The 23,260-nt window shown below is 65.9% G+C and carries 19 protein-coding genes; 13 read left to right on the top strand and 6 right to left on the bottom strand.

Features of this window, described 5'->3' with window-relative positions; genetic code table 11:
* From ACQR1B_RS35650 to ACQR1B_RS35625, 6 genes are all read left to right on the top strand, one after another.
* On the top strand, positions 1–294 hold a 294-nt coding region (locus ACQR1B_RS35650; protein WP_434875151.1), incomplete at its 5' end, for a chemotaxis protein CheW.
* A 27-nt stretch (positions 295–321) separates the two neighbouring features.
* A complete protein-coding gene (locus ACQR1B_RS35645; protein ID WP_434837577.1) occupies positions 322–711 on the top strand; it encodes a response regulator in 390 nt (129 codons plus the stop codon).
* 28 nt (positions 712–739) lie between these two features.
* A complete protein-coding gene (locus ACQR1B_RS35640; RefSeq protein WP_434837576.1) occupies positions 740–1,609 on the top strand; it encodes a CheR family methyltransferase in 870 nt (289 codons plus the stop codon).
* Between the two features lie 34 nt (positions 1,610–1,643).
* The gene (locus ACQR1B_RS35635; RefSeq protein ID WP_434837575.1) at positions 1,644–1,967 is read left to right on the top strand and encodes a PilZ domain-containing protein; all 324 of its coding nucleotides are present in this window, start codon (positions 1,644–1,646) and stop codon (positions 1,965–1,967) included.
* Positions 1,968–2,164: 197 nt separating this feature from the next.
* On the top strand, positions 2,165–2,674 hold the full coding sequence (locus ACQR1B_RS35630; RefSeq protein WP_434837574.1) for a response regulator: 510 nt from the start codon (positions 2,165–2,167) through the stop codon (positions 2,672–2,674).
* A gap of 469 nt (positions 2,675–3,143) precedes the next feature.
* On the top strand, positions 3,144–3,779 hold the full coding sequence (locus ACQR1B_RS35625) for a response regulator transcription factor (RefSeq protein WP_006612093.1): 636 nt from the start codon (positions 3,144–3,146) through the stop codon (positions 3,777–3,779).
* A 69-nt stretch (positions 3,780–3,848) separates the two neighbouring features.
* Here the strand turns inward: ACQR1B_RS35625 and ACQR1B_RS35620 are convergent, their stop codons facing one another.
* Both ACQR1B_RS35620 and ACQR1B_RS35615 read right to left on the bottom strand, forming a co-directional pair.
* Positions 3,849–7,460 carry a PAS domain S-box protein gene (locus ACQR1B_RS35620; RefSeq protein ID WP_434837573.1) on the bottom strand — a complete coding sequence of 1,204 codons (3,612 nt, stop codon included), beginning with the start codon at positions 7,458–7,460 and terminating at the stop codon, positions 3,849–3,851.
* Positions 7,441–7,875 carry a response regulator gene (locus tag ACQR1B_RS35615; protein ID WP_434837572.1) on the bottom strand — a complete coding sequence of 145 codons (435 nt, stop codon included), beginning with the start codon at positions 7,873–7,875 and terminating at the stop codon, positions 7,441–7,443. The genes ACQR1B_RS35620 and ACQR1B_RS35615 overlap by 20 nt, the downstream gene beginning before the upstream one ends.
* A gap of 369 nt (positions 7,876–8,244) precedes the next feature.
* Between ACQR1B_RS35615 and ACQR1B_RS35610 the strand changes: the two genes are divergently transcribed.
* Positions 8,245–10,341: a methyl-accepting chemotaxis protein gene (locus ACQR1B_RS35610; RefSeq protein ID WP_434837571.1), complete on the top strand. Its 2,097-nt coding sequence runs from the start codon at positions 8,245–8,247 to the stop codon at positions 10,339–10,341.
* Between the two features lie 48 nt (positions 10,342–10,389).
* Positions 10,390–12,585 (top strand): HAMP domain-containing methyl-accepting chemotaxis protein, encoded by a 2,196-nt coding sequence (locus ACQR1B_RS35605; protein WP_434837570.1) that lies wholly within the window; start codon positions 10,390–10,392, stop codon positions 12,583–12,585.
* Between the two features lie 27 nt (positions 12,586–12,612).
* On the opposite strand, the gene ACQR1B_RS35600 is transcribed toward ACQR1B_RS35605, so the two are convergent.
* On the bottom strand, positions 12,613–13,323 hold the full coding sequence (locus ACQR1B_RS35600) for a GntR family transcriptional regulator (RefSeq protein WP_434837569.1): 711 nt from the start codon (positions 13,321–13,323) through the stop codon (positions 12,613–12,615).
* Between the two features lie 117 nt (positions 13,324–13,440).
* On the opposite strand from ACQR1B_RS35600, the gene ACQR1B_RS35595 reads away from it, so the two are divergent.
* The 5 genes from ACQR1B_RS35595 (at position 13,441) to ACQR1B_RS35575 (ending at position 18,662) form a co-directional block, all read left to right on the top strand.
* Entirely contained in the window at positions 13,441–14,472 is a 1,032-nt protein-coding gene (locus ACQR1B_RS35595; protein WP_434837568.1) for an ABC transporter substrate-binding protein, read from the top strand.
* Positions 14,472–15,236 carry an ABC transporter ATP-binding protein gene (locus tag ACQR1B_RS35590; protein WP_434837567.1) on the top strand — a complete coding sequence of 255 codons (765 nt, stop codon included), beginning with the start codon at positions 14,472–14,474 and terminating at the stop codon, positions 15,234–15,236. The genes ACQR1B_RS35595 and ACQR1B_RS35590 overlap by 1 nt, the downstream gene beginning before the upstream one ends.
* Positions 15,237–15,247: 11 nt before the next feature.
* Positions 15,248–16,111, top strand: a complete 864-nt coding sequence (locus ACQR1B_RS35585; protein WP_434837566.1) for an ABC transporter permease — start codon at positions 15,248–15,250, stop codon at positions 16,109–16,111.
* Complete coding sequence (araD, locus tag ACQR1B_RS35580) at positions 16,108–17,844, top strand: L-arabinonate dehydratase (RefSeq protein ID WP_434837565.1); 1,737 nt, start codon at positions 16,108–16,110, stop codon at positions 17,842–17,844. The genes ACQR1B_RS35585 and araD overlap by 4 nt, the downstream gene beginning before the upstream one ends.
* Before the next feature lie 98 nt (positions 17,845–17,942).
* Positions 17,943–18,662: a ribonuclease activity regulator RraA gene (locus ACQR1B_RS35575; RefSeq protein WP_434837564.1), complete on the top strand. Its 720-nt coding sequence runs from the start codon at positions 17,943–17,945 to the stop codon at positions 18,660–18,662.
* Between the two features lie 189 nt (positions 18,663–18,851).
* Here the strand turns inward: ACQR1B_RS35575 and ACQR1B_RS35570 are convergent, their stop codons facing one another.
* The 3 genes from ACQR1B_RS35570 to ACQR1B_RS35560 all read right to left on the bottom strand — a co-directional run bounded on the left by ACQR1B_RS35570 (position 18,852) and on the right by ACQR1B_RS35560 (position 23,015).
* Positions 18,852–20,951 (bottom strand): S9 family peptidase, encoded by a 2,100-nt coding sequence (locus ACQR1B_RS35570; RefSeq protein ID WP_434837563.1) that lies wholly within the window; start codon positions 20,949–20,951, stop codon positions 18,852–18,854.
* An 8-nt stretch (positions 20,952–20,959) separates the two neighbouring features.
* A complete protein-coding gene (locus ACQR1B_RS35565) occupies positions 20,960–22,147 on the bottom strand; it encodes a pyridoxal-phosphate-dependent aminotransferase family protein (RefSeq protein ID WP_434837562.1) in 1,188 nt (395 codons plus the stop codon).
* 142 nt (positions 22,148–22,289) lie between these two features.
* Positions 22,290–23,015, bottom strand: a complete 726-nt coding sequence (locus tag ACQR1B_RS35560) for a thermonuclease family protein (protein WP_434837561.1) — start codon at positions 23,013–23,015, stop codon at positions 22,290–22,292.
* Between the last annotated feature and the right edge of the window lie 245 nt (positions 23,016–23,260).

The following is a 23,260-nucleotide window of genomic DNA, read 5'->3' as shown; positions in this document are numbered from 1 at the left end:
ATCGTGACCGTTGTCGACATGCGGGCGCGGCTCGGCCTCGCCCGGGCCGACGACGGCAAGCCGCCGATGGCGGTCGGTGTCGATCTGCGCGGCGAGTCCTACGGCCTCTTGATCGACCAGATCGGCGAGGTGCTGCGGCTGCCCGAGGAGAGCCGGGAGGAAAACCCCGTCAACCTCGATCCGCGGATGGCCAAATTTGCGGGCGGCGTGCATCGGCTCGAAGGCCAGCTGATGGTCGTCCTCGATGTCGATCGCGTGCTTGAGCTTCTGCCGAAAGCTGCAATTGCCGCCTAGCCCGTCAACCATCCCATGGGGGAAAAAATGAAGAGTTGTTTGGTCGTGGACGATTCCAGCGTGGTGCGCAAGATCGCACGCCGAATTCTGGAGGAACTGGGTTTCTCGGTCGTCGAGGCGGAAGATGGCGAGCAGGCCTTGGAGCTCTGCACCAAAGGCCTGCCGGACGCGATCCTGCTCGACTGGAACATGCCGGTCATGGACGGCTACGACTTCCTCGGACGTCTGCGCCGGCTGCCCGGCGGCGAGGGCCCGAAGGTGGTGTTCTGCACCACGGAGAACGACATCGACCACATCTCGCGCGCGCTGAACGCCGGCGCCAACGAGTACATCATGAAGCCGTTCGACAAGGAAATCGTCGCCGCCAAGTTCCAGGAAGTCGGTCTCATCCAGGCACTGTCAGCCGAATCCGCCTGATCCCTTCGTCTGCCAGAAGAGGCCGTCCGTGAACCAGCCAGATTATGAATTCCTGCGCAAGCTGCTTCGAGACAAATCCGGTCTCGACCTGTCTGCCGACAAACAATATTTGATCGAGAGCCGTCTGCTTCCGCTCGCGCGCAAGGCCGGCCTCGCCAGCATCAGCGATCTCGTCCAGAAGCTGAGGGACGGATCGAGCGTCTTGGTCAGTCAGGTCGTCGAAGCCATGACGACCAACGAGACGTTCTTCTTCCGCGACAAGGTTCCGTTCGATCATTTTCGCGACGTGATCGTGCCGGAGCTCCTGAAGGCTCGGGCCGGTCGAAAGTCGCTCCGCATCTGGTGCGCCGCTTGCTCGACCGGCCAGGAGCCCTATTCACTGGCGATGTCGCTCAAGGAGATGAGCGCCGCGCTCAGCGGATGGCGCGTCGAGATCGTGGCCACCGATCTGTCCCAGGAAGTGCTGGAGAAATCGAAGGCCGGCCTCTACAGCCAGTTCGAGGTGCAGCGCGGACTGCCGATCCAGCTTCTGGTCAAGTACTTCAAGCAGGCCGGTGAGCTCTGGCAGATCAATTCCGACGTTCGCGGCATGGTCCAGCATCGCCAGCTCAACCTGCTGCACGACTTCTCTCAGCTCGGAACGTTCGACGTCGTGTTCTGCCGCAACGTGCTGATCTATTTCGATCAGGACACGAAGGTCAACATCTTCGGCCGGCTCGCCAAGCTGATGGAGCCGGACGGCTTCCTGGTTCTCGGCGCGGCCGAAACGGTGGTCGGGCTGACTGACGTGTTCAAGCCGCTTCCGGATCGTCGCGGCCTGTACCGTCCGAGCGGCGCGGCGTCCACGGCGAAGGGACCGCTCTCGGGCGTGCAGCGAGTCGCGGCCGCCGGCAACTAGGTCTCGCCCGAGGGCACCAGAGCAGGACACAGAGATGTCTGAAGAGAACAAGAGTACGGAGCGCGTCACCTTCAGCCGCGGCTACGATGTCTGCATCATGGGCATCGACGGGACTTGGCGGCGGGATTGTCAGCTCAACGCCATTTCGGACAACGACGCAGTGCTGACTGTCGAAGGATCCATCCAGGGATTGAACCTCAAGGAGTTCTTTCTGCTGCTCTCCTCGACGGGCCTCGCCTACAGGCGCTGCGAGCTGGTCCGGGTCAACGGCTCCGAGATGGACATTCAGTTCATCAAGGGGAAGAACAAGAAGAAGCGCTCGGGCGCGTCCTCCGGTCAGGAAACGACCGTGAACTAATTCTCGTGCCCGCAGCTCGGAGGTGCGTCCGGCGCCTGTTCGCGAAAGTCCGCAAGTCTGCGGCGCGGAGCGAGAGGCCGACGAATCCCCTGCACAACTCCTAAGCCAGGGGGCCGTTTTTCGGAGACCCACTTTACGTCGTCGCAGGACTGAACGTGTATGACGATGAAGTCAGTCAATTTCGTCAGGAACGACCAATGTCGGTCATGAGTTCGGAACTAGCCGCCAATCGGCGGGGCGTCGCGGAGGATGGTGATCGGCGTGCGCTGCAGCTTCTGATCGTCGATGACGATGCAGCTCAGAGGACGCTGATTTCGCTCGCCGCCAAGCAGGCCGGCCATGCGGTGACGGTCGTCGCCACCTGCGGTGATGCGATCCGTGAGGTACACAACAAGCGGTTCGACTGCGTGACACTCGACCTCATGCTCGAGGATGGCGACGGCACCGACGTCCTCAAGGCGATTGCCGACAGCCGCTTCGCCGGTTCCGTGATCGTGATCAGCGGCATGGACGCGGCAAGGCGTATCGCGGCCCGGCTCTATGCCCGCTCGCTCGGGATCGATCTGCAGAGTCTGCCAAAACCGGTCGATCTGGCGGCTTTGCGCATCTTCCTCGCCAATCTCGGCAAGACCGCGCTCGGTCTGCCGGTGGTTCACACCTGGGGCGGCGTCGCAGCCGACGGTGTTGCCGCGAAGCACCGGTCTTGACAGAGCAGCAACAACGGCTCCGGGCTCGCGTTCGTGATGCCTTGAGTCGTAAAGTTATGCACCGTCCAGATCCCGCCGCCGTCTGATCAAAACAAGGGCAGTGCAGGCAGCCGGCCGGCCGCTTGTGTCGAATGCCGTGCAGAAATCCGTCGGCGACTTGCGATCGTTCCCGCTGGAACACGGCGATCGCGTATCTCTCCGCGGCGGCTGAGGCCGCGCGCTCCGGGTTTGATTTCGATCATGATGATGTCGGCGCCGACGTGTATCGCAAGACAGCATGCGATCCGCAACGACTGCCTTGAGATCGTGTTCAGATCGTGTTCTCGTAACGGCGTTTGCTGATCCGCAGCTACTACTTGTGGGTTCCGGTCATAAGCCGTACAAATACGGGTGCCCAAACAACCTCACGAGTATGGTATCATAAGACGCGCTTTCATTGTTTCTTCTCCCTTTGCAAGAGCAATCGCCCATGGCTGAACAAACAACATCCCGCGGTGAGATTTTCGTCGTCGATGACGACCCAGCCGTGCGCGACACCCTCTCGATGGTCTTGTCCGCGGGAGGATACGAGGTGATCTGCTTTGCGGATGGTGCCGCACTCCTGGCGGTGGCCCGAAGCAGGACGCCGTCCTGCATCCTGCTCGACGTGCACATTCCCGGAAAGTCCGGGCTCGACATTCTCAGGGAACTGCATGGTGAGGACTATCCGGCGCCGATCTTCATGATCTCGGGCCAGGGCGACATCCCAATGGCGGTGAATGCGATCAAGAACGGCGCGCTCGACTTCATCGAGAAGCCGTTTCGCGGCAGCGAGATCGTGGCCCGCCTGAACGAAGCGATCGGGGCGTTCGCGCGGCGGCAGAAGGAGAACGCTTCGCCGAAGATCGGATCGTTGCATTTCCCCGGCCGCGAACCGCTGACGCGGCGCGAGCGCGAGGTCCTGGAACAATTCACGGCAGGCGCCTCGAACAAGGAGGCCGGGCGCACGCTCGGCATCAGCCCGCGGACGATCGAGGATCACCGCGCCAACATCATGAAGAAGCTCGGCGCGCGCAACGCGGCTGACCTGATTCGCATCGTGATGACCGCTTCGCGCGCCAATTGAGAACGAGAGCGGCGCTGCGCGCTGGCATCCTTGTTCCCGCCACCGCGCCGGTTTGTCGCATCGGCGGCGTCACGCATCGTTCGCGGCGAGCGCCTTGCGGACCATCGTGGCCAGTTCGGATTTGCGATACGGCTTCGGCAGCAGGAGGATCCCTTCGTCGAGCCGGCCGTGATGCACGATGGCGTTTTCGGTATAGCCAGACGTGAACAGCACCCGCTGCCCCGGGCGGAGCCGCTGGACTTCGGATGCCAGCTGGCGCCCGTTCATCGTCCCCGGCATGATGATGTCGGTGAACAGCAGGGCGAACGGCTCGCCGGCGTGGATGATCGCGAGCGCCTCCGCAGCGTTGCCTGCTTCGAGCGTTGCATAGCCCAGCGCATGGAGCTGGGCGAGCACGTAGCCGCGCACCAGGCGGTCGTCCTCCACCACCAGGATCGTCTCGTCGCCGCCGACGACGGCCGGCGCGGCTCCCGAGGACGAAACGACCGCGCCCTCGCTGCCGGGCGGCAGGTACATGCGGATCGTGGTTCCGTGGCCTTCTTCGCTGTAGATCCTGATGTGCCCGGCTGACTGCTTGACGAAGCCGTACACCATCGAGAGGCCGAGTCCGGTGCCCTTGCCCGGTCCCTTCGAGGTGAAGAACGGATTGAAGACCTTGTCGATGATGGTTGCCGGAATGCCGCTGCCGCTGTCGCTCACCGCGATCATCGCATAGCGACCCGGCCTGACGTCGTCGTAGAGGCTCGCATAATTCTCGTCGAGGTCGGCCCAGCCGGTTTCCAGGATCAGCTTGCCGCCATTCGGCATCGCGTCGCGCGCATTGAGCGCGAGATTGATGATCGCGGTGGCGAGCTGGTTGGGGTCGACATGCGCGACGCAGGTTTCGTCCTGGAACACCGACTCGATCTCGACCTGCTCGCCGAGCGTCGGCCGCAGCAGCTTGGCGGTGTCGATCATCAGCGTGTTGACGTCGACCTCGCGCGGCTGCAGCGGCTGCCGGCGTGCGAAGGCGAGCAGATGCTGCGTCAGGTCGGCGCCCCGCGCCGCGGCCTCGTCGATCATCCTGGTGATCGCCGCCAGCTGTGGTTCCTTGGCGACCGCCGCGGCGAGGATCTCGATCGTTCCGGTGATCACGGTGAGAATGTTGTTGAAGTCATGGGCGATGCCGCCGGTGAGCTGGCCGATCGCCTCCATCTTCTCCGACTGGCGGATCCGCTCCTCCGTCGCGATCTTCTCGGTCAGGTCGCGGAAGAAGCCGTTGAGCACGAAGCCGTTGCGCGTCTTCAGCGCGGTGACGCTGAGCTCGGCCCTGAACTCGCGGCCGTCGCGCCGTTTCACCATGACTTCGCGCCGCCGGCCGACGCCGAGCACGGACGCCTGTCCGGACATCAGGATACGACCGAGCGCCGCACGCAGCTCCGCGCCCTCGCCGTCGACGGTGATCACGTCGAACACGTCCTTGCCGACGATCTCGGCGCGGGACCAGCCGAAGATCTTTTCGGCCTGCGAGTTCCAGTTGAGGATGGCGCCCTTGTCGTCGATCTGGACGAAGGCGTCGAGCGCGGTCTCGACGATGTTGCGGGCGAGCTGCTCGCTCTCGCGCAGGGTCTCCTGCGCCAGCCTGCTCTCCGTCATGTCGCGCCCGATGAAGAAGTGGCGCTGCACCGGCTCCGACCAGTTCGATGTCCAGGACAGCGTCACGACGCGGCCGTCCTTGTGGATGAAGCGCGCATCGGAGGTTCGTGTGCGCAGGCCGTGGCGCGAGGCGCGAAGCTCGTCACGGGCCTTGGCGAGATCGTCGGGGTGGATGAAGTCGGCGCCGCTGCGGCCGATCATCTCGGCCGGCGCATAGCCGAGGGTGGCCTCCGCGCTGGGCGAGACCTGCACCAGGATGCCGCCGCGATCGCTGATCAGGATCAGGTCCTGCGAGGTCTCGAAAATGCGACGGCGCTCCTCGGTCTGCTGCCGCAACGCCTGCTCGGTCCTGCGGCTCTCGGTGATGTCGCGCGCGATCTTGGAGGCGCCGATGATCTGACCGGTTGGCGATTTGATCGGGGAGACGCTGAGCGAGACCTGGACGAGCTGACCGTCCTTGCGGATCCGCACGGTCTCGAAGTGCTGGATCCGCTCGCCGCGCGCCACGCGTACCAGAATGTCCTGCGCCTCGGCGATGCGGTTGGGCGGCACGACGAAGTCCGAGTGGTGGCCGACAGCCTCTTCGGCGGAGTAGCCCAGCATGGTCTCGGCGGCAGGGTTCCACGCCGTGATGGTGCCGTCGAGCGACAGCGTCACGATCGCGTCGTTCGATGATTCGACCGCCGCATTGTAGAGGCGCTCGCGGGCGGCGAAATGGTCGCGCGCCGCTTCGGTCAGATAGTGCTCCTGGACCTCGCGCTCCAGCTCCGCGGTCTTGGTGCGGACCTCGTCCAGCACGCGGGCAAAGGCGCGCGCCAGCACGCCGGTCTCGCCCACCGCCTCGAGCGGGATCTTCACCGGCTCGCCGCGTCCCACACCTTCGACGGCCTGGGTCAGCTGATTGATCGGACGCGTCAGCGAGCGCGCGACCACGAAGGCAAGCGCGGCCGCACACAGCATCGCGATCAGCCCGACCTCGATCGCCGTCTTGCGGATGGCGAGGGCGGGCGCCATGAAGTCCGTGTTCGGAATCGTCTCGATCACCGCCACCCATTCCTGTCCGGCAAGCATCACCGGCGCGAAGGCGACGCCCCCGGGACGGTTCGCATCGTCGTGGAGGATCCGCGCAAAGCCCTCCCTGGTGCCGGTCGCGCCGGCCAGCGTCGGGAAGTCGTCCTGCCAGCGCGTCGAGCGGCCGCGTTTCGAGGCGAATTCCCGGTCGGATTCCGGATGAAACAGATAATCGCCGCGGGCATTCACGACATAGAGCTGCGCGCCTGGCCGTGCGGCCGTGCGCAGATGCGCGAACACGGGGCGCATGTCGAGATCGAGCATCAGGATGCCGTATGGCTTGCCGTCCGGCGAGAACACCGGGGTGCCGACGCACAGCATCGGCACCCCGGTCTTCGGATCCGTCGTATTGCCGTCGAGGATGACCGGTGAGATGCGGATGCCGCCGGGCGCGAGGCTCAGGGTCTCCTTGATGTAGTTGCGCGCGCCGCGCGCGATCAGCTCGTTCTCGGGAACGATCCGGATGGCATTGTCCGGTCCGAGCCGATCGGCGCGGATGAGCTCGCGATAATCGTTCTCGATCCCGATCAGACGGATCATCGCGTAGGTCTGCTTGGCTTCCAGCTCGGCGAAGTAGCCCATCGCGACACGTTCGCGCCACGACTGCGCTGGCAGTCCTTCGCGGGGGTCCGGGGCCCCCGTCTTGAGCGTGCGGATGAGCGTGGCCAGGTTCGGTGTCGAGCGATAGGCGATCAGATCCTTGCGGGCGCTGGCGACATAGCTTTCGAGCTCCGTCGCCATCAGGCGTGAATGCGCTTCGATGCGGTCCAGCGCGCGTGGCAGCAGCGCGCGCTCGAGGCCGCGGTAGCCGAGCCAGCCGACGGCAAACACGGCGATGGCGACCAGCAGGATCATCGCGATCGCCAGCCGTGTCGTCAGCGTCACCCGACGGCCGAGACCGCCGGCCTCGCTTGCGCCTGCGGTGCCGCTCAACGATGGCTGGTTGGCGTTGCTGTCAGGAGTTCGGAATAGCATCTTGGCCTGGCCGCGGTGGAACAGCTTGCTTGCCTGCCGACGCCAGGCAATCGGAAACCATCGTCAGCAGGGTCGCCGGTTTGAACGGCTTGGGCAAGGCGGACACGGCCCCCAGCTTGGTCGCCATGGTAAGATAGTCCGGCTCCGACATGGGGTTCGGGGTGTGCGGCCGTCCCGAGGTCATGATGATCGGAACACCTGGGGTCCGCTTGAGGATCAGGCGCATCGTCTCCAGCCCGTCCATGCCCGGCATGAAGATGTCGAGGATGACCAGATCGAAGCTCTCGCTCTCGAACCGGGTCAGCGCCTTCTGACCGTCGCCCGCGAGCGCCACGACGTGGCCGCCCTGTTCCAGCACGCGCTGAACGGTCAGCTGCATGACGGGATCGTCGTCTACGACCAGTATCTTCGCCACGCTTCGCATCTCCCGAATGGCTGGCAGCAAGACCAACGGTCAGTTGCAAAGGTTTGCGCAATTCGTGGCGCGCCGCAAGCACTTCACCGGCCGAGTCACATCCTCGTCCGGTCGGCGGAAATACGCGCGAGCGGACGGACGAGGGCGCGGGCTTTCCGGGGTCCGGGGAGGTGTCGGGGAACCAGCGCTCGAACCACCGCTGCCTCGTTTCGAGAAACTCGCGCCGTAGTTGTACGGCCGGATGCCTTCACATTCGCTTAATCCGATCAGCAGAAAGTCACTGAGGTTCTCGCTTTGATTGTAACGGGCGCATCACGCTCGCACGCGCAGCCTTTGAGCATATTCTCGACAATTCAAGATCTTGGGTGGGTGAATTCCGTGCTTGGCGATGTGAAGATCGGCATTCGTCTGATCGTTGGTTTCGGCGTCCTCGTGGTGATCGGACTGGCAACTGCCGCGTTCGGCTTTTGGCAGCAGGGCATCATCTCCGCCAAGGTGCTGCGGATGGGGGACCAGTCGCAGAACGCGATTGGCGTGGTGAAACTCTCCGCCGATCTCCATGCGTCGTCGCGGGCGATGCTTCGCTACCGGAGCGATCGTGACCAGGCGTCCTATGCCGAAGCCCAGGCCCGGCTGGCGAACGCCACCGCGACGCTCGAGGCGACCATCAGTCGGACCGTGTCCCAGGAGCGGCTGGCGGCGTATCGGCAGCTGCAGCCGGAGATTGCGTCGCTGAGCGAGAAGGGCAACGCCCTGGGAAACCTGATGCAGGCCTCCTTTGCCGCCCGCGACGTATTGTTCGTGGACGGCGACCGCCTCGCGGCGGATCTGCGCAAGCTGGCCGATTCCGCCGAAGCCACGGCTCAGAGCCAGATGATGTCCGCTTTGGACGTGCGCATCGGCGCAGCAAGGGTCCATGTCTGGCGGCACCTCGCCACCCATGAGGTCAAATCGCGTGACGCCTTCATCGCCGAACTGGGGCGTGCGAGGGCGCAGATCGCCGAGCTGAAAAAGCAGGACATCGGCGCGCTGGCGCCGCTGCTTGCGACGGTCGAGGCCGATCTGGCCAAATATGCCGATAGCTTCGAGAAGGCGTCCAGCAATCTGCTCCGCGCCGACGCGATCTACGCGACTGAAATCGCGCCGTTGACGACGACGGCCATCGAGCGGATCGAAAAGGTGGAGAGCGGCATCCGGTCGAACTATGTCACGACCGTCGCCGAGACCCTCGCGCTGCTCGAGGGCGAAGCCCGGATCCGCCTCATCACGGCGCTCGTCGCCGCGCTGGTGGGCGTCATCAGCGCGGTGCTGATCACCCGCAGCATCGTCAAGCCCGTCCAGGTGCTGGTGGACGAAGCCGGACGGCTGTCGGCCGGCGACACGTCGGTCGAGTTCCTCGGCGCCCGGCGCGGTGACGAGGTTGGTCAATTGGCGGGGGCGGTCGCGAAATTCCGCGACAACGTCCTTGCGCAACAGCAGGCGGCCAAGAACGTGGTCGATGCCGCCGAACACCGCGAAGCCGTGAACCGCAACATGGAGCAGGCGGTCGAGGAGTTCAGGCGCGCGGCCGAGGGGCTGTTGGGGCAGGTCGGCGACAATGCCGGCAGTCTGAAACAGACCGCCAGTGGGCTCACCTCCATCGCGGCGCAGGCGACCCAGCAGGCCGAGGCCGCCGCCGACGCCTCGGGCCGCACGGCCTCCAACGTTCAGACCGTTGCTGCGGCAGCGGAAGAACTGGCCGGCTCGATCCAGGAGATCGGGCGTCAGATCAACCGTTCGAACGCCACGGTGCGTTCGGCCAATACCACGACGGCCCGTTCGGAGAGCGAGATCGAGGGTCTCGCGCAGGCGGCGCAGAGCATTTCCTCGGTGGTGGATCTGATCCAGGCGATCGCGGCGCAGACCAACCTGCTCGCCCTCAACGCGACCATCGAGGCCGCACGCGCCGGAGAGGCCGGCCGCGGCTTCGCCGTCGTCGCCCAGGAGGTGAAATCGCTGGCGGAGCAGACCGAAAGGGCGACCCAGGAGATCGCGCAGCACGTCCAGGGCATCCAGACGTCGACCGGCAATGCCGTCGCCTCGGTGAAGCAGGTCGGTGTCGCCATGAGGGAGATCGACGAGGTCACCGGCGCGATCGCCAGCGCGGTCGAGCAGCAGGGGGCCGCCACCCGCGAGATTTCAGAGAACGTGCAGATGGCGGCCGCCGGTTCGCAGACGCTGGCCTCGAACATCGCCACCGTCAGCGATGCCATCCATAAGACCAACCGCTCGGCGGACCAGGTGTCCGAATCGTCGGCTCATGTGTTGCTGGCGGCCGAACGGCTGGCGGAGGAGGTTCGCAGCTTCTTCGTCAAGCTGCGCACCGGACCGCTCGATCGCCGCAGGCAAGATGACGCGAGCTACAAGGGCCCGGAGCGGCGGCGGAACTACATCGCCGGCGTGACGGGGGCGAGACACGTTGCGTGAGTCGGCCGGCCCGGCTGCGGCCGTCGTTCTGAAAGTGTGGGGGGATGAATGCTCGGCTTGGTTTCAAAGGTGAAGATTCAGAGCCGGCTGCTCGCCGGGTTCGGTCTGATCTGCATGCTGCTCGCCTGCGCCGTGGGTTATTCGGCCTATGCGGTTTCCGACGTCTCGGCGAAATTTCGGACGATCGTCGAGCTGAGATCGCCGGTCGCGATCGGCAGCATGCAGCTGGTCGCCAACCTCCATGCGACGCTCGCGGCGCTGCGCGGCTATCTTCTCACCGGGGATCCGGCGATGAAGCAGCGGCGGGGGAAGACTTGGACGGAGTTGGAGCAATCGATCCAGGACTTCGATCGGCTGGCCGACAAGCTCAAGCTTCCTGCGAACCGGGCTTTGTGGGCAGAGGCCAAGCCGCTGCTTGCGGAGTTCAGGGCGGCGCAGGACAAGGCCGAGGCGGTGGCCTTCACCCCCGAAGCCTATCCGGCGACGAAGCTGCTCGGTGCCGAGGCCTCGCCGCTGATCGCGACCATGTTCGCCGAAATCACCCGGATGATCGACGAGGAGAATACGCTCGAAGCGTCCCCGGAGCGGAAGCGCCTGTTGAAGACGATGGCCGACGTACGCGGCAATCTCGCCGCGGCGGGCTCGCAGCTCAGGCTGTATGTCGCATCGGGTGATGCCTCGGATCGCGACAAGTTCGCCGGCCCCTACGGCAATTTCAGGAATGCGGTCGCCATCATCACCTCCCAGACGGCTCTGCTGACGCCGACGCAGAAGGTCGCTTTCGACAAGGTCGCCAAGGCGAGCGAGGCCTTTGCGCCGCTTCCGGACAAGATCTTTGTGCTGCGGCAGTCGCCGCAATGGAATGCCGCCGTGTTCCTGCTGGCGACCGAGGCGGCGCCGCGCGCGAACAGGCTGCTGGACATCCTGGACGGCAAGCCGCAGCCGGACGGAACCTTCGGCGGCGGCCTGAGAACCTATCAGCAAGAGGTGCTGGTGAAGGATTCGGCCGATGTCGCGGCCCTGATCGAACAGCTTCTGCTGACGGAGTGGGCGCTGCTCGCGGCCGGCCTCGCGCTCGGCGTGGTCATCGCGATGCTGGTCGCGCGTTCGATCACGAGGCCGATCCGGGAGCTGGTTGCCGATTCCGCCCGGCTGTCGAGCGGCGACACGTCGGTCACCTTTCAGACGGCCGAACGCGCCGACGAGATCGGCGACGTGTCGAAGGCGGTGGCGATGTTCCGTGACAACGTCATCGCGCAGCAGCAGGCCTCGACGAACTATGTCCGCGAGGCGGAGGCGCGCGACGCCATGAACCGTATCGTGGAGCAGGCGGTGGACGCGTTCCGGATCAAGTCGACCGAACTGCTGTCCGAAGTCGAGGACAATGTTGGCGTCATGAAGAGCACCGCCCAGGTGCTGACGGGCATCGCGGGTCATGCGACCGAGCAGGCCGCTTCCGCGGCCGGCGCATCGGAGAAGACGGCCGTCAACGTGCAGACGGTCGCTGCGGCGGCGGAGCAGCTCGCGAGCTCCATCGTCGAGATCGGCCGCCAGATCGAGCTGTCCAACTCCACCGTTCGTAATGCCAATACGATCACGGCGCGATCGGAGGCGGAGATCGAGGGCCTGGCGCAGGCCGCGCAGAGCATCTCGACCGTGGTCGACCTGATCCAGGCGATCGCGGCACAGACCAATTTGCTGGCGCTGAATGCGACGATCGAGGCCGCCCGCGCCGGCGAGGCCGGCCGCGGCTTCGCCGTCGTGGCGCAGGAGGTGAAGTCGCTGGCCGAACAAACCGCCAAGGCAACGCAGGAGATCGGCCAGCACGTGCAGGGCATCCAGAGCTCCACCAGCAACGCGGTCGCCTCGGTCAAGCAGGTCGCGACCGCGATGCGACAGATGGCGGACGTCACGACGGCCATCGCGAGCGCGGTCGAGCAGCAGGGCGCGGCGACGCGCGAGATTTCGGTGAACGTGCAGATGGCGGCCTCGGGCAGCCAGATGCTGGCCACCAACATCTCCACCGTCAGCGGGGCGATCGAAGAGACCAGCCAGTCCGCGGACAGCGTGCGCAACGCCTCCAACAACGTCTCGCGCGTCGCTGAAAATCTCGCCGCGGAGGTGCAGGAGTTCTTCATCCGGCTGCGCACCGGCCCGCTCGATCGCCGTGTCGAGGACGATCCGAACTACCGCGGACCGGAGCGTCGCGCCAATTCAGGCGCGGGCCGCAGGCGAGCAGCGTGACGGTCCGTCCCCGGCGGATGGTGACCGCTATCCGCTGAGATAGTCCGGCCAGAGGCTGCGGATGGTGGCGAGATCGCTGAGCGTTCCCGTCAAATGCTCGCGCAGATGCGCCTGCGCCTCGTCCGGCCGTCCGGCCGCGATGGCGTCGACGATCTGCTTGTGGTGGCGCAGGATCGTCTGCGCCTTGCCGGGCGACGGCAGATGCAGGCGCCGCAGCCGGTCGATATGGCCGCTGCGGCTGCGCACCAGCGTCCACAGGTCCTGCTTGTCGGCAGCGGCGTAGAGCCGCTGGTGGAAGGCGTTGTCGGCGACCGTGAACGATGCAAAATCGCCGTCCTTGGCGCACCGTCGCTGCTGAGCGATCAGGGCATTCAGGTCGTCCGTGGGAGCCAGTTCGGGCTGCAGCGCGAGCAGCCGCACGATCTCGAGCTCCAGCGCCTGGCGCAGGAACTGCGCCTGCTGCGCCCTGCCGACGTCGATGCGGCTGACCAGGGTCGCATGCTGCGGAAAGACGTCGACCAGGCCCTCCTCGGCCAGCCGCATCAGCGCGTCCCGGATCGGCGTCGAGCTCAGGCCGAATTCGGTCTGCAGCGCGGTGCGCGACAGCGGCGCGCCCGGCGGCAGCGTCAGCGCGATGATCTGGTCGCGCAGCCGCTCGAACACCTGCGGCGCCGCGCGCCGGCTCGGATCGAGCCGTTCGGGCGTGAGCACCGGGGGAGGTGTCGCAGGCAGGGCCATGAGGTGGGACGTCCGGCTCGAATGTCGAAGATGTGCTCTTGTCAGAAATGCACTAATGCATTAGTGCATTTCCAGACCGGTCGTCAAGAATGTCCGGGCCGTAGGGAGGATTGTCCAATGTTTCGAATGTTCGGGCGCACGGCCGATCTGGCCCCGATGCTGGCCGCCGCCATGCTGGTTGCGGCAGGCTGGAACGGGGCGGCGCAGGCGCAGCAGAAGACCGAAGTTTCGCTGTCGCGCCAGCCCGGCATCTTCTACATGCCGAGCCACATCATCGAGAAGAACAAGCTGATCGAGAAGCATGCCGCGGCGCTCGGCCTGCCCGGCGTCACCACCAAATGGCTGACCTTCTCCGGCGGCGGCGCGCAGACCGATGCGTTGCTGTCCGGCAGCGTCGACATCCTCAACACCGGCACCGGCAATCTGCTGCTGCTGTGGGACCGCACGCGCGGCGGCGTGAAGGGCATCGTCGCGACCTCGGCCCAGCCGATGACCTTGATCAGCCGTGATCCCCACATCAAGTCGATCAAGGATTTCGGTCCGACCGACAAGATCGCGGTGCCGACGGTCAAGGTCTCGACCCAGGCCATCGTGCTGCAGATCGCGGCCGCCGAGGCGTTCGGCGCCGACCAATGGAACAAGCTCGACGCCAACACCGTGCAGCTCGGCCATCCCGATGCCTACACCGCGCTGACCAATCCGCAGCACGAGGTCCACAACCACTTTTCCATCCCGCCTTACACGTTCCTGGAAATGAAGAACGTGCCGGGCGCGCACGTCGTGCTGAACTCGCCGGACGTCATGGGCGGGCCGCTCAGCCAGGCGCAGTTCTTCACCACGACGAAGTTCGCGGACGCCAATCCGAAGATCATCCAGGCGCTGCGCGAGGCCACCAAGGAAGCGCAGGATCTTATCCGCAGCGACACCAAGACGGCGGTCGAGATCTACAAGGAGATCACCGGCGACAAGACATCGGTCGAGGACCTGCTGGCCTGGCTCAAGGAGCCCGGAATGATGGAATGGAATCTGGAGCCGCAGGGCACGATGAAGTTCGCGACGCATCTGGCCAAGATCGGCACCATCAAGACCCAGCCGAAGGCGTGGACCGACTACTATCTGCCGGTCGCGCACGACCTGAAGGGCAACTGATGTCCGCGCTGCTCGATGTCGATGGCGTCACGCTGCGCTACAAGACTTCCAGCGCCGTGATCACGGCGACGGAACGTGTCGGCTTCTCCGTCGACCGCTCCGACCGCTTCGTGCTGCTCGGGCCCTCCGGCTGCGGCAAGTCGACCCTGCTGAAGGCGGTCGGCGGCTACATCAAGCCGAGCGAGGGGCGCATGCAGATCAACGGCCGCGAGATCACCGGCCCCGGCGCCGACCGCATGATGATCTTCCAGGAGTTCGATCAGCTGCTGCCGTGGAAGACCGTGCTCGCCAACGTGATGTTCCCGCTGCTGACGGCGCGGCGGATGCCGCGCAAGGAGGCCGAGGGCCGCGCCCGCGGCTATATCGAGAAGGTCGGGCTGACGCGCGTGGTCGATGCCTATCCGCATACGCTGTCGGGCGGCATGAAGCAGCGCGTCGCCATCGCCCGGGGCATGGCGATGGAGCCGGACATTCTGCTGATGGACGAGCCGTTCGCGGCGCTCGACGCGCTGACGCGGCGGACCTGCCAGGACGAACTGCTGCAGCTGTGGAACGAGACGAAGTTCACCGTGCTGTTCGTGACACATTCGATCGCCGAAGCCATCAAGATCGGCAACCGCATCCTGCTGCTGTCGCCGCATCCCGGCCGGGTCAAGGCCGAGGTCGTCGACGTCGACAAGGTCTCCGCCGAGGACGGCAGTGCGGCGCGCCTGGAGAAGCAGATCCATGATCTCTTGTTCTCCGAACCCGCAACGACGCATTGAGGACGGCTGCCATGGCTGACGCCAAGATCATCCTGCGCGACACGTCCGCTCCGACGGCCGCCTCTGCGGCCGATGTCGCGCGCAAGCTCAGCGTGTTCGAGCTGTTGTGGAACGACGGCTTCGTGCGCAAGACCCTGATCATCGTCGTGCTGGCGGCGATCTGGCAGGCCTATGGCAGCTATCTCGACAATCCCCTGCTGTTCCCGACCTTCTCGGACACCATCGCCGCACTCTGGGAGAAGGTGCGCGACGGCACCATCCCGATGCGGGCGTGGACGTCGCTGAAGGTGCTGTTCATGGGCTATGCCGCCGGCATCGTGCTGGCGTCGATCCTGACCGTGCTCGCGATCTCGACGCGCATCGGCACGGATTTTCTCGAGACCGTCACGGCGATGTTCAACCCGCTGCCGGCGATCGCGCTGCTGCCGCTGGCCTTGATCTGGTTCGGGCTCGGCAGCGGCAGCCTCGTCTTCGTGCTGATCCATTCGGTGCTGTGGCCGGTCGCGCTCAACACCCATTCCGGCTTCAAGAGCGTCTCCAACACGCTGCGCATGGTCGGCCGCAACTATGAACTTAGCGGCTTCTCCTATGTCATTCGCATCCTGATTCCGGCGGCGTTCGGCGCCATCCTCACCGGCCTCAAGATCGGCTGGGCGTTCGCCTGGCGCACCCTGATCGCGGCCGAGCTGGTGTTCGGCGTCTCCTCGGGGCAGGGCGGCCTCGGCTGGTTCATCTTCGAGAACCGCAACCTGCTGGAAATTCCCGCCGTGTTCGCCGGCCTGCTGACCGTGATCGTGATCGGCCTCGTGGTCGAGAACCTGATCTTCCGCACCATCGAGCGCAGGACCGTGCTGACCTGGGGGACGCAATCATGAGCGAGCGCAAGCAACCGAATCAATTGCGCAGCGCGCGCTGGTTCGCGCCCGACGATCTCCGCTCCTTCGGCCATCGCTCGCGCGTGATGCAGATGGGTTATGCCCAGGAGGAGTGGAAGGGTCGTCCGGTCATCGCCATCGTCAACACTTGGTCCGATGCCCAGCCCTGCCACATGCACTTCAAGCAGCGCGTCGACGACGTCAAGCGCGGCGTGCTGATGGCCGGCGGCTTCCCGATCGAGCTGCCGGCGCTGTCGCTGTCGGAGTCGCTGTTGAAGCCGACCACGATGCTCTATCGCAATATGCTGGCGATGGATGTCGAGGAGCTGCTGCGCGGCCATCCCGTCGATGGCGTCGTGCTGATGGGCGGCTGCGACAAGACCACGCCGGCGCTGCTGCTCGGCGCCACCAGCATGAACCTGCCGGCGATCTATCTTCCCGCCGGACCGATGCTGCGCGGCAATTGGAAGGGCAAGACACTCGGCTCCGGCTCCGACGCCTGGAAGTACTGGGACGAGCGGCGCGCCGGAAAACTGTCGGATGCCGATTGGAACGCGATGGAGGCCGGCATCGCGCGCAGCCATGGCACCTGCATGACCATGGGCACGGCCTCGACGATGACGGCGATTGCAGAAGCGATCGGAATGACCTTGCCCGGTGCGTCCGCGATTCCCGCAGCTGATGCCGAGCACATCCGGATGAGCTCGGAATGCGGCCGCCGTATCGTCGAGATGGTGTGGGAGGATCTGACGCCGTCGAAGATCCAGACCCGTCAGGCGTTCGAGAATGCGATCGCGGTCGCCATGGCGATGGGATGCTCGACCAATGCGATCATCCATGTGATCGCGCAGGCGCGCCGGGCCGGCGCCGACGTCGGCCTCGATGATTTCGACGCGGCGAGCCGCAAGGTGCCGGTGCTCGCCAATATCCGGCCGAGCGGCGACACCTATCTGATGGAGGACTTCTATTACGCGGGCGGACTGCCTGGCCTGATGAGCCGGATGACGGAGCATCTCCATCTCGACTGCCTCACCGTCAATGGCCGAACGCTCGGCGACAACATCGCGGGCGCCGGTGTCTACAATGACGACGTCATCCGGCCGCAGTCGAACCCGATCTATCGCGAAGGCGCGCTGGCCGTGCTCAAGGGCAACCTCGCGCCCGGCGGCTGCGTCATCAAGCCCTCGGCCTGCGAGCCGCGTTTTCTCAAGCACACCGGCCCGGCGCTGGTGTTCGACGACTATCCGTCGATGAAGAAGGCGATCGACGATCCCAACCTGGATGTGTCGGCCGACCACGTGCTGATCCTGCGCAATGCGGGGCCGCAGGGCGGGCCGGGCATGCCGGAATGGGGCATGCTGCCGATCCCGACCAAACTGGTGAAGCAAGGGGTCCGCGACATGGTGCGGCTGTCGGACGCGCGCATGAGCGGCACCTCCTATGGCGCCTGCATCCTGCACGTTGCGCCGGAATCTTACGTCGGCGGTCCGCTGGCGCTCGTGCGCAATGGCGACCTGATCACGCTGGACGTCGCCGCGCGCAGCATCAATCTCGACGTGCCCGAGGACGAACTGGCGCGCCGTCGCGCCGCCTGGACACCGCCGGCGCCGCGCTTCGAGCGCGGCTATGGCTGGATGTTCGCCCGCCACATCAAGCAGGCCAACGACGGCTGCGATTTCGACTTCCTCGAGACCGGCTTCGGCGCCGCCGTCGGGGAGCCGGCGATTTATTAGGAACTGTCGTTCCGGGGCAGGCGAAGCCTGAACCCGGAACCTCGAGATTCCGGGTTCGGCCGCTGCGCGCCCGCCCCGGAATGACGATAGGGATCAGCATGACCAGACTCAGCACCGCCACCCGCAACAAGCTCAAGACCGTCTCGACCGCGACCGTCGCCACCGCCCTGTTCAAGCGCGGGCTGCGCGTCCAGTGCATCCAGAACGTTCATCCGCTCAATCCGGACGCGCCGACCATGGTCGGCGAGGCCTTCACCTTGCGCTACATCCCGGCGCGCGAGGACCTCAACACCATCGAGGTGTTCCGTGATCGCGGCCATCCGCAGCGCAAAGCCGTGGAAGAGTGCCCGCCCGGCGCCGTGCTGGTGATGGACAGCCGCAAGGACGCGCGCGCCGCTTCGGCGGGGGCAATTCTCGTGAGCCGCCTGCAGCAGCGCGGCGTCGCCGGAGTCGTCACCGACGGCGGCTTCCGCGACTCCGCCGAGATCGCCAGGCTCGGCATTTCCGCCTTTCACCAACGCCCGAGCGCGCCGACCAATCTCACCTTGCACCATGCGATCGAGATCAACGGCCCGATCGCCTGCGGCGACGCGCCGGTGTTTCCCGGCGACGTCATCCTCGGCGATTCCGACGGCGTCATCGTCATCCCGGCTGGCATCGCCGACGAGATCGCCGACGAGACCTTCGAGATGACGGCGTTCGAGGATTTCGTCGCCGAGCAGGTCGCGCAGGGCCGCTCCATCCTCGGCCTCTATCCGCCGACCGATCCGCAAACACCGGCGGATTTTGCGGCCTGGCGCAAGAAGAACGGCCGGTAATCCAGGTTCGCTGTCGTCCCGGCCTTGAGCCGGGACCATAGCCACAGGACCGTGCGGGGACGGCGAACGTAGCTCCAGCGCGCTCAACAATAAACAACGGTGGTTATGGGTCCCTGCGTTCGCAGGGACGACGCCGTTGATGAGGCGCGATCTTGCCAAACAGTCAGCTGGTGAACTGGCCTCAGCCGTTCACGCCGTCCGATCCGCCATCCCCACCGCCCACAGCGCGAACGCATAGGCGATCGCGACCTCGTCGAGGCGGTTGAAGCGGCCCGACGCGCCGCCGTGGCCGGCGCCCATGTTGGTGCGCAGCACGACGGGACCGCCACCGGTCATCGTCGCGCGCAGCCGCGCGACCCACTTCGTCGGCTCCCAATAGGTGACGCGCGGATCGGTCAGCCCGGCCATCGCCAGGATCGCCGGATAGGCCTTGGCCGCGACATTGTCGTAGGGCGAGTAGGACAGGATGGTGCGGAAATCCGTCTCGCTCTCGATCGGATTGCCCCATTCGGGCCATTCCGGCGGCGTCAGCGGCAGGGTGTCGTCGAGCATCGTATTCAGCACGTCGACGAACGGCACTTCCGCAACGATGCCGGCGAACAAGTCGCCCGAGCGGTTGGCGACCGCGCCCATCAGCATGCCGCCGGCGCTGCCGCCATGGCCGACGATCCGCCTGGCGCTGGTGTAGTTCGCGGCGATCAACGCGCGCGCACAGGCCGCGAAATCGTCAAAACTGTTGGTCTTCTTGTCGCGCTTGCCTTGGAGGTACCAGCCCCAGCCCTTGTCGGTGCCGCCGCGGATATGGGCGATGGCGTAGACGAAGCCGCGGTCGACCAGCGACAGCCGGTTGGCCGAGAACGACGCCGGCATGGCGTGACCATACGAACCATAGCCATAGAGCAGAAGCGGCGCCGTGCCGTCGGCCTTGAAGTCGCGCCGATGCAGCAGCGACACCGGCACCTCGGCGCCGTCGTCGGCCTTGGCCATGATGCGTGTGGTGACGTAGTCGGCCGGATCGTGCCCGGACGGAATCTCCTGGCGTTTGCGCAAGGTTTTCGCCCGCGTCACCATGTCGTAGTCATAGACCTCCGACGGCGTCGTCATCGACGAATAGGCAAAACGCAGATTGGTGGTGTCGAACTCGTAGGAGCCCATCGCATCGAGCGAATAGGCGCCCTCGTCGAACGCGATCGCGTGTTCCTCGCCGGAGGTCAGATCGCGGATCACGATTGACGGCAGCGCATTGGCGCGCTCCAGCCGCACCAGATGGCCGGCATAGAGATCATGGTCGAGCACGTAGATGCCGGCGCGATGCGGGATGAGGTCACGCCAGTTGGCGCGTTCGGGCGCGGCCAGCGGCGCGGTCACGATCTTGAAGTCGATGGCGCCGTCGGCATTGGTGAGAATGAACAGCTCGTCGCCGCGATCGGCGATCGCATATTGCACGCCGGTCTCGCGCGCAGCCACCAGCCGCGGCGGCGCCTCGGGCGCATCGAGGTCGATCAGGCGCTGCTCGGAGGTCTCGTGGTCGCCGCCGGCGATGACGCAGAACCGGCCCGAGGTCGATTCGTGCACATGGGTGAACCAGCCGGTGTCCTGCTCCTCATACACCAGCACGTCGTCGGCCTGTTGGGTACCGAGCCTGTGCCGCCACACCTGCATCGGGCGATGATTGTCGTCCAGCTTGACGTAGAAGTAGCTCGTGCAGTCGCGCGACCACACCACGCCGCCGTCGGTCTGCTCGACGACGTCGTCGAGGTCATTGCCAGCATCCCAGTCGCGGACCCGGATGGTGAAATATTCCGAGCCCTTGGTGTCGGCGCTCCAGGCGACCAGCCTGTGGTCGTGCGAGTGCCGGCTGCCGCCGAACTTGAAGTAGTCGTGCCCCTTGGCCAGCGCGTCGCCGTCGAGCCCGATCGTCTCCGCCCCGCCGTCGCGCGGTGTGCGGCAGAACAGCTCGTGCTGGCCGCCTTCGCGGTACTTGCGGAAATAGGCGTAAGGCCCGTCCGGCGACGGCACCGAGGAATCATCCTCCTTGATGCGGCCGCGCATCTCCGCGACCAGCGTCTTCTGCAGCGGCGCGGTATGGCCGAGAACGCTCTCCGCATAGGCGTTCTCGGCCTCGAGATAGGCGCGGATGTCGGCGTCGAGCAGCGTGGGATCGTGCAGCACCTCCTGCCAGCGCGCATCCTTCAGCCAAGCATAGTCGTCGCTCACGGTGATGCCGTGGCGGGTGAAGGAATACGGGCGGCGCGGCGCCACCGGCGCCTGGTTGCTCAAGTCGGTCATGTCGTCCTTTACGGGGTCACGCTCTCGCCGAGCCATTGGATCGCGGCATCGAGGCCGCCGCGGCCATGCGGGATCTTCAACGCCACCAGCGCCATTTCGATCACGCCGAGCGTGCCCAGCACCATCGGGGCGTTGACATGGCCCATATGGGCGATGCGGAACGCCTGGCCGCTGAGATCGCCGATCCCGGTGCCGAGCACGACGCCGCACTGCTCCTTGCAATAGGTCTGCAGCACGGCCGGATCATAGCCGCCGCCGACCAGCACGGTGGTCACGGTGTTGGAGCGCTCGGCCGCCTCGGCGATGTTGAAGCCGATGACCTGGCCCTCGCTCCACTTCGTCACCGCGCGGCGCACGGCCTCGCCGAGCAAAGCATGGCGCCGGAACGCATGCGGCAGCCCTTCGGCGAACAGCATGTCCATGGCCTGGCGCAGCGCGAACAGCAGATGTACCGGCGCGGTGCCGCCATATTTGCGATAATGCTCGGCGCCCTCGCGCTCGCTCCAGTCCCAATAGGGCGTGCGCATGTTGGCGCGCTTGTGCGCCTCGAGCGCGCGCGCATTGGCGGCGACGAAGCCTAAGCCGGGCGGCGTCATCAGGCCCTTCTGCGAGCCCGACATCGCGACGTCGATGTGCCACGCGTCCATCTCGAACGGCATGCAGCCGAGCGAGGCCACGGTGTCGACCATGTAGAGCGCGGGATGGCCGGAGGCCTTGACGGCGCGGCCGATCGCCTCGACGTCGTTGACGACGCCGGAGGCGGTATCGATCTGCGCCACCACGATGGCCTTGATGCTGTGCTCCTTGTCGGCGCGCAGCCGCGCCTCGACCTCGGCCGGGCGCACCGCGCGGCGCCAGTCGCCGCGCAGCACCTCGACCTCGGCGCCCATCGCCTTGGCCGCGTTGCCCCAGCCGATCGCGAAGCGGCCGCTCTCCAGCACCAAGAGCTTGTCGCCGCGCGACAGCACGTTGGACAACACGGCCTCCCAGGCGCCATGGCCGTTGGCGATGTAGATGTAGGTCTTGCCTTGGGTTGCGAACAGACGGCCGAGGTCGGCCATGATGCCGTCGGTCAGCTCGACCATCTGCTTGGAGTAGATGTCGAGCGCCGGCCGGTGCATCGCCTGCAGCACCTCGTCGGGCATCGTGGTGGGTCCCGGGATGGCCAGAAATTCCCGGCCCGCGCGAACGGTCATTTGCGATTGTCCTCGATGGGTTGATGCGGCCCCTGTACCCGGACGGGCCTTTTACGACGCTGTCTTACGCGGCGCGACAGCCCAAGAAAAGCCGGAGAAGCCGGGGGGCTGGCATGCCTCGGCCAACGAGGCGCAAGCTGCGTCAGCGCCGGGTCTCGCGGCAGCCGGCAGCCTCGGCCTCCTCGACCGAGCAGAACCAGCGCGTGCCCTTGGCGACGTGCATCCTGATCTGCGCGTACCAGCGGCTCCGCGGCGTGTGATAGATGCACTCGCCGGCACCGTTGACGTTGCCCTTGATGGTGCAGTCCGGCGACGGTGCAACCGGGCCCGAGGCCGAAGCCAGCAGGATGTTGCGCGCGCCCTCCGGCGGCTTCGCGGCGCCGAGGATCGTCGTCTTCTTGTTGCGGACGCGCCAATCCCAGGGCGCGATGAATGCGCCCTGCCACATGCCGGCCTTGGCCGCGCGCGCCTCGGCCTCGTCCGGTTCGTAGTCGTGCGAGATGCTGCGATAGGCCAGCGCCCAGCCGCTGCGCACCAGCCATTTCTGGATGTCCTCGCCCTCGACGTCGCAGCGCGCCACCTGGCGGCCGCGCCGGTCGATCGAACGCGGATGGCAGGTCCAGCTCTTGCCGTCGGCGTGCTTGATCAGTTCGTCGCGCGCGGCCACTCCGCAGGTCCAGCGCTCGCCATGCGGATTGAGGCACAACTGGTCGACCGACGGCGCATCGATGCCGCCGAGCCGGATGCGCGTGGTCCCGATCACGACGTTGTCGGCCTCGCGGACCTTGGCGATGCCGGTGATGTCGGCGGCGGACGCGATCGAGGGCAGCAGCAGGAGCAGCGCGAGGAGGGCGGATTTCATCGACATGAACGGCGCGGGACGTCCTTGGGGATGGATGCTTTAGAGTACCCGGCAATTGTGCGGCGGATCCGCCCGCCGTTCCAGCCCCGTCATTGCCTGACCCGCTCAACTTCGCGCGATGCGGCGGAGCTGGAGCCAGTTCGTCCACAGCACCGGTGCACCCTCTCCCCTTGTGGGCTACCGGATTCACACATCGCCTCGCGTGAGGAGGTTTGCACCGCGCTTCATGGCCTGGAACTCCAGCCAACCCT

Origin of the sequence: Bradyrhizobium oligotrophicum (genome assembly GCF_051168495.1) — a bacterium.
GTDB classification, from domain to species: domain Bacteria; phylum Pseudomonadota; class Alphaproteobacteria; order Rhizobiales; family Xanthobacteraceae; genus Bradyrhizobium; species Bradyrhizobium oligotrophicum_A.
The sequence above is the reverse complement of the archived record's forward strand: the minus strand, read 5'-3'. Positions and strand labels throughout refer to the sequence as shown.

Bases quoted from the DNA above. Each gene is read 5' to 3' on its own strand.
- ACQR1B_RS35645 (WP_434837577.1), top strand. From the start codon at position 322: ATGAAGAGTTGTTTGGTCGTGGACGATTCCAGCGTGGTGCGCAAGATC.
- ACQR1B_RS35575 (WP_434837564.1), top strand. From the start codon at position 17,943: ATGACCAGACTCAGCACCGCCACCCGCAACAAGCTCAAGACCGTCTCG.
- ACQR1B_RS35630 (WP_434837574.1), top strand. From the start codon at position 2,165: ATGTCGGTCATGAGTTCGGAACTAGCCGCCAATCGGCGGGGCGTCGCG.
- ACQR1B_RS35605 (WP_434837570.1), top strand. From the start codon at position 10,390: ATGCTCGGCTTGGTTTCAAAGGTGAAGATTCAGAGCCGGCTGCTCGCC.
- ACQR1B_RS35570 (WP_434837563.1), bottom strand. From the start codon at position 20,951: ATGACCGACTTGAGCAACCAGGCGCCGGTGGCGCCGCGCCGCCCGTAT.
- ACQR1B_RS35620 (WP_434837573.1), bottom strand. From the start codon at position 7,460: ATGCTATTCCGAACTCCTGACAGCAACGCCAACCAGCCATCGTTGAGC.
- araD (WP_434837565.1), top strand. From the start codon at position 16,108: ATGAGCGAGCGCAAGCAACCGAATCAATTGCGCAGCGCGCGCTGGTTC.
- ACQR1B_RS35590 (WP_434837567.1), top strand. From the start codon at position 14,472: ATGTCCGCGCTGCTCGATGTCGATGGCGTCACGCTGCGCTACAAGACT.
- ACQR1B_RS35585 (WP_434837566.1), top strand. From the start codon at position 15,248: ATGGCTGACGCCAAGATCATCCTGCGCGACACGTCCGCTCCGACGGCC.
- ACQR1B_RS35565 (WP_434837562.1), bottom strand. From the start codon at position 22,147: ATGACCGTTCGCGCGGGCCGGGAATTTCTGGCCATCCCGGGACCCACC.
- ACQR1B_RS35635 (WP_434837575.1), top strand. From the start codon at position 1,644: ATGTCTGAAGAGAACAAGAGTACGGAGCGCGTCACCTTCAGCCGCGGC.
- ACQR1B_RS35600 (WP_434837569.1), bottom strand. From the start codon at position 13,323: ATGGCCCTGCCTGCGACACCTCCCCCGGTGCTCACGCCCGAACGGCTC.
- ACQR1B_RS35595 (WP_434837568.1), top strand. From the start codon at position 13,441: ATGTTTCGAATGTTCGGGCGCACGGCCGATCTGGCCCCGATGCTGGCC.
- ACQR1B_RS35560 (WP_434837561.1), bottom strand. From the start codon at position 23,015: ATGTCGATGAAATCCGCCCTCCTCGCGCTGCTCCTGCTGCTGCCCTCG.
- ACQR1B_RS35625 (WP_006612093.1), top strand. From the start codon at position 3,144: ATGGCTGAACAAACAACATCCCGCGGTGAGATTTTCGTCGTCGATGAC.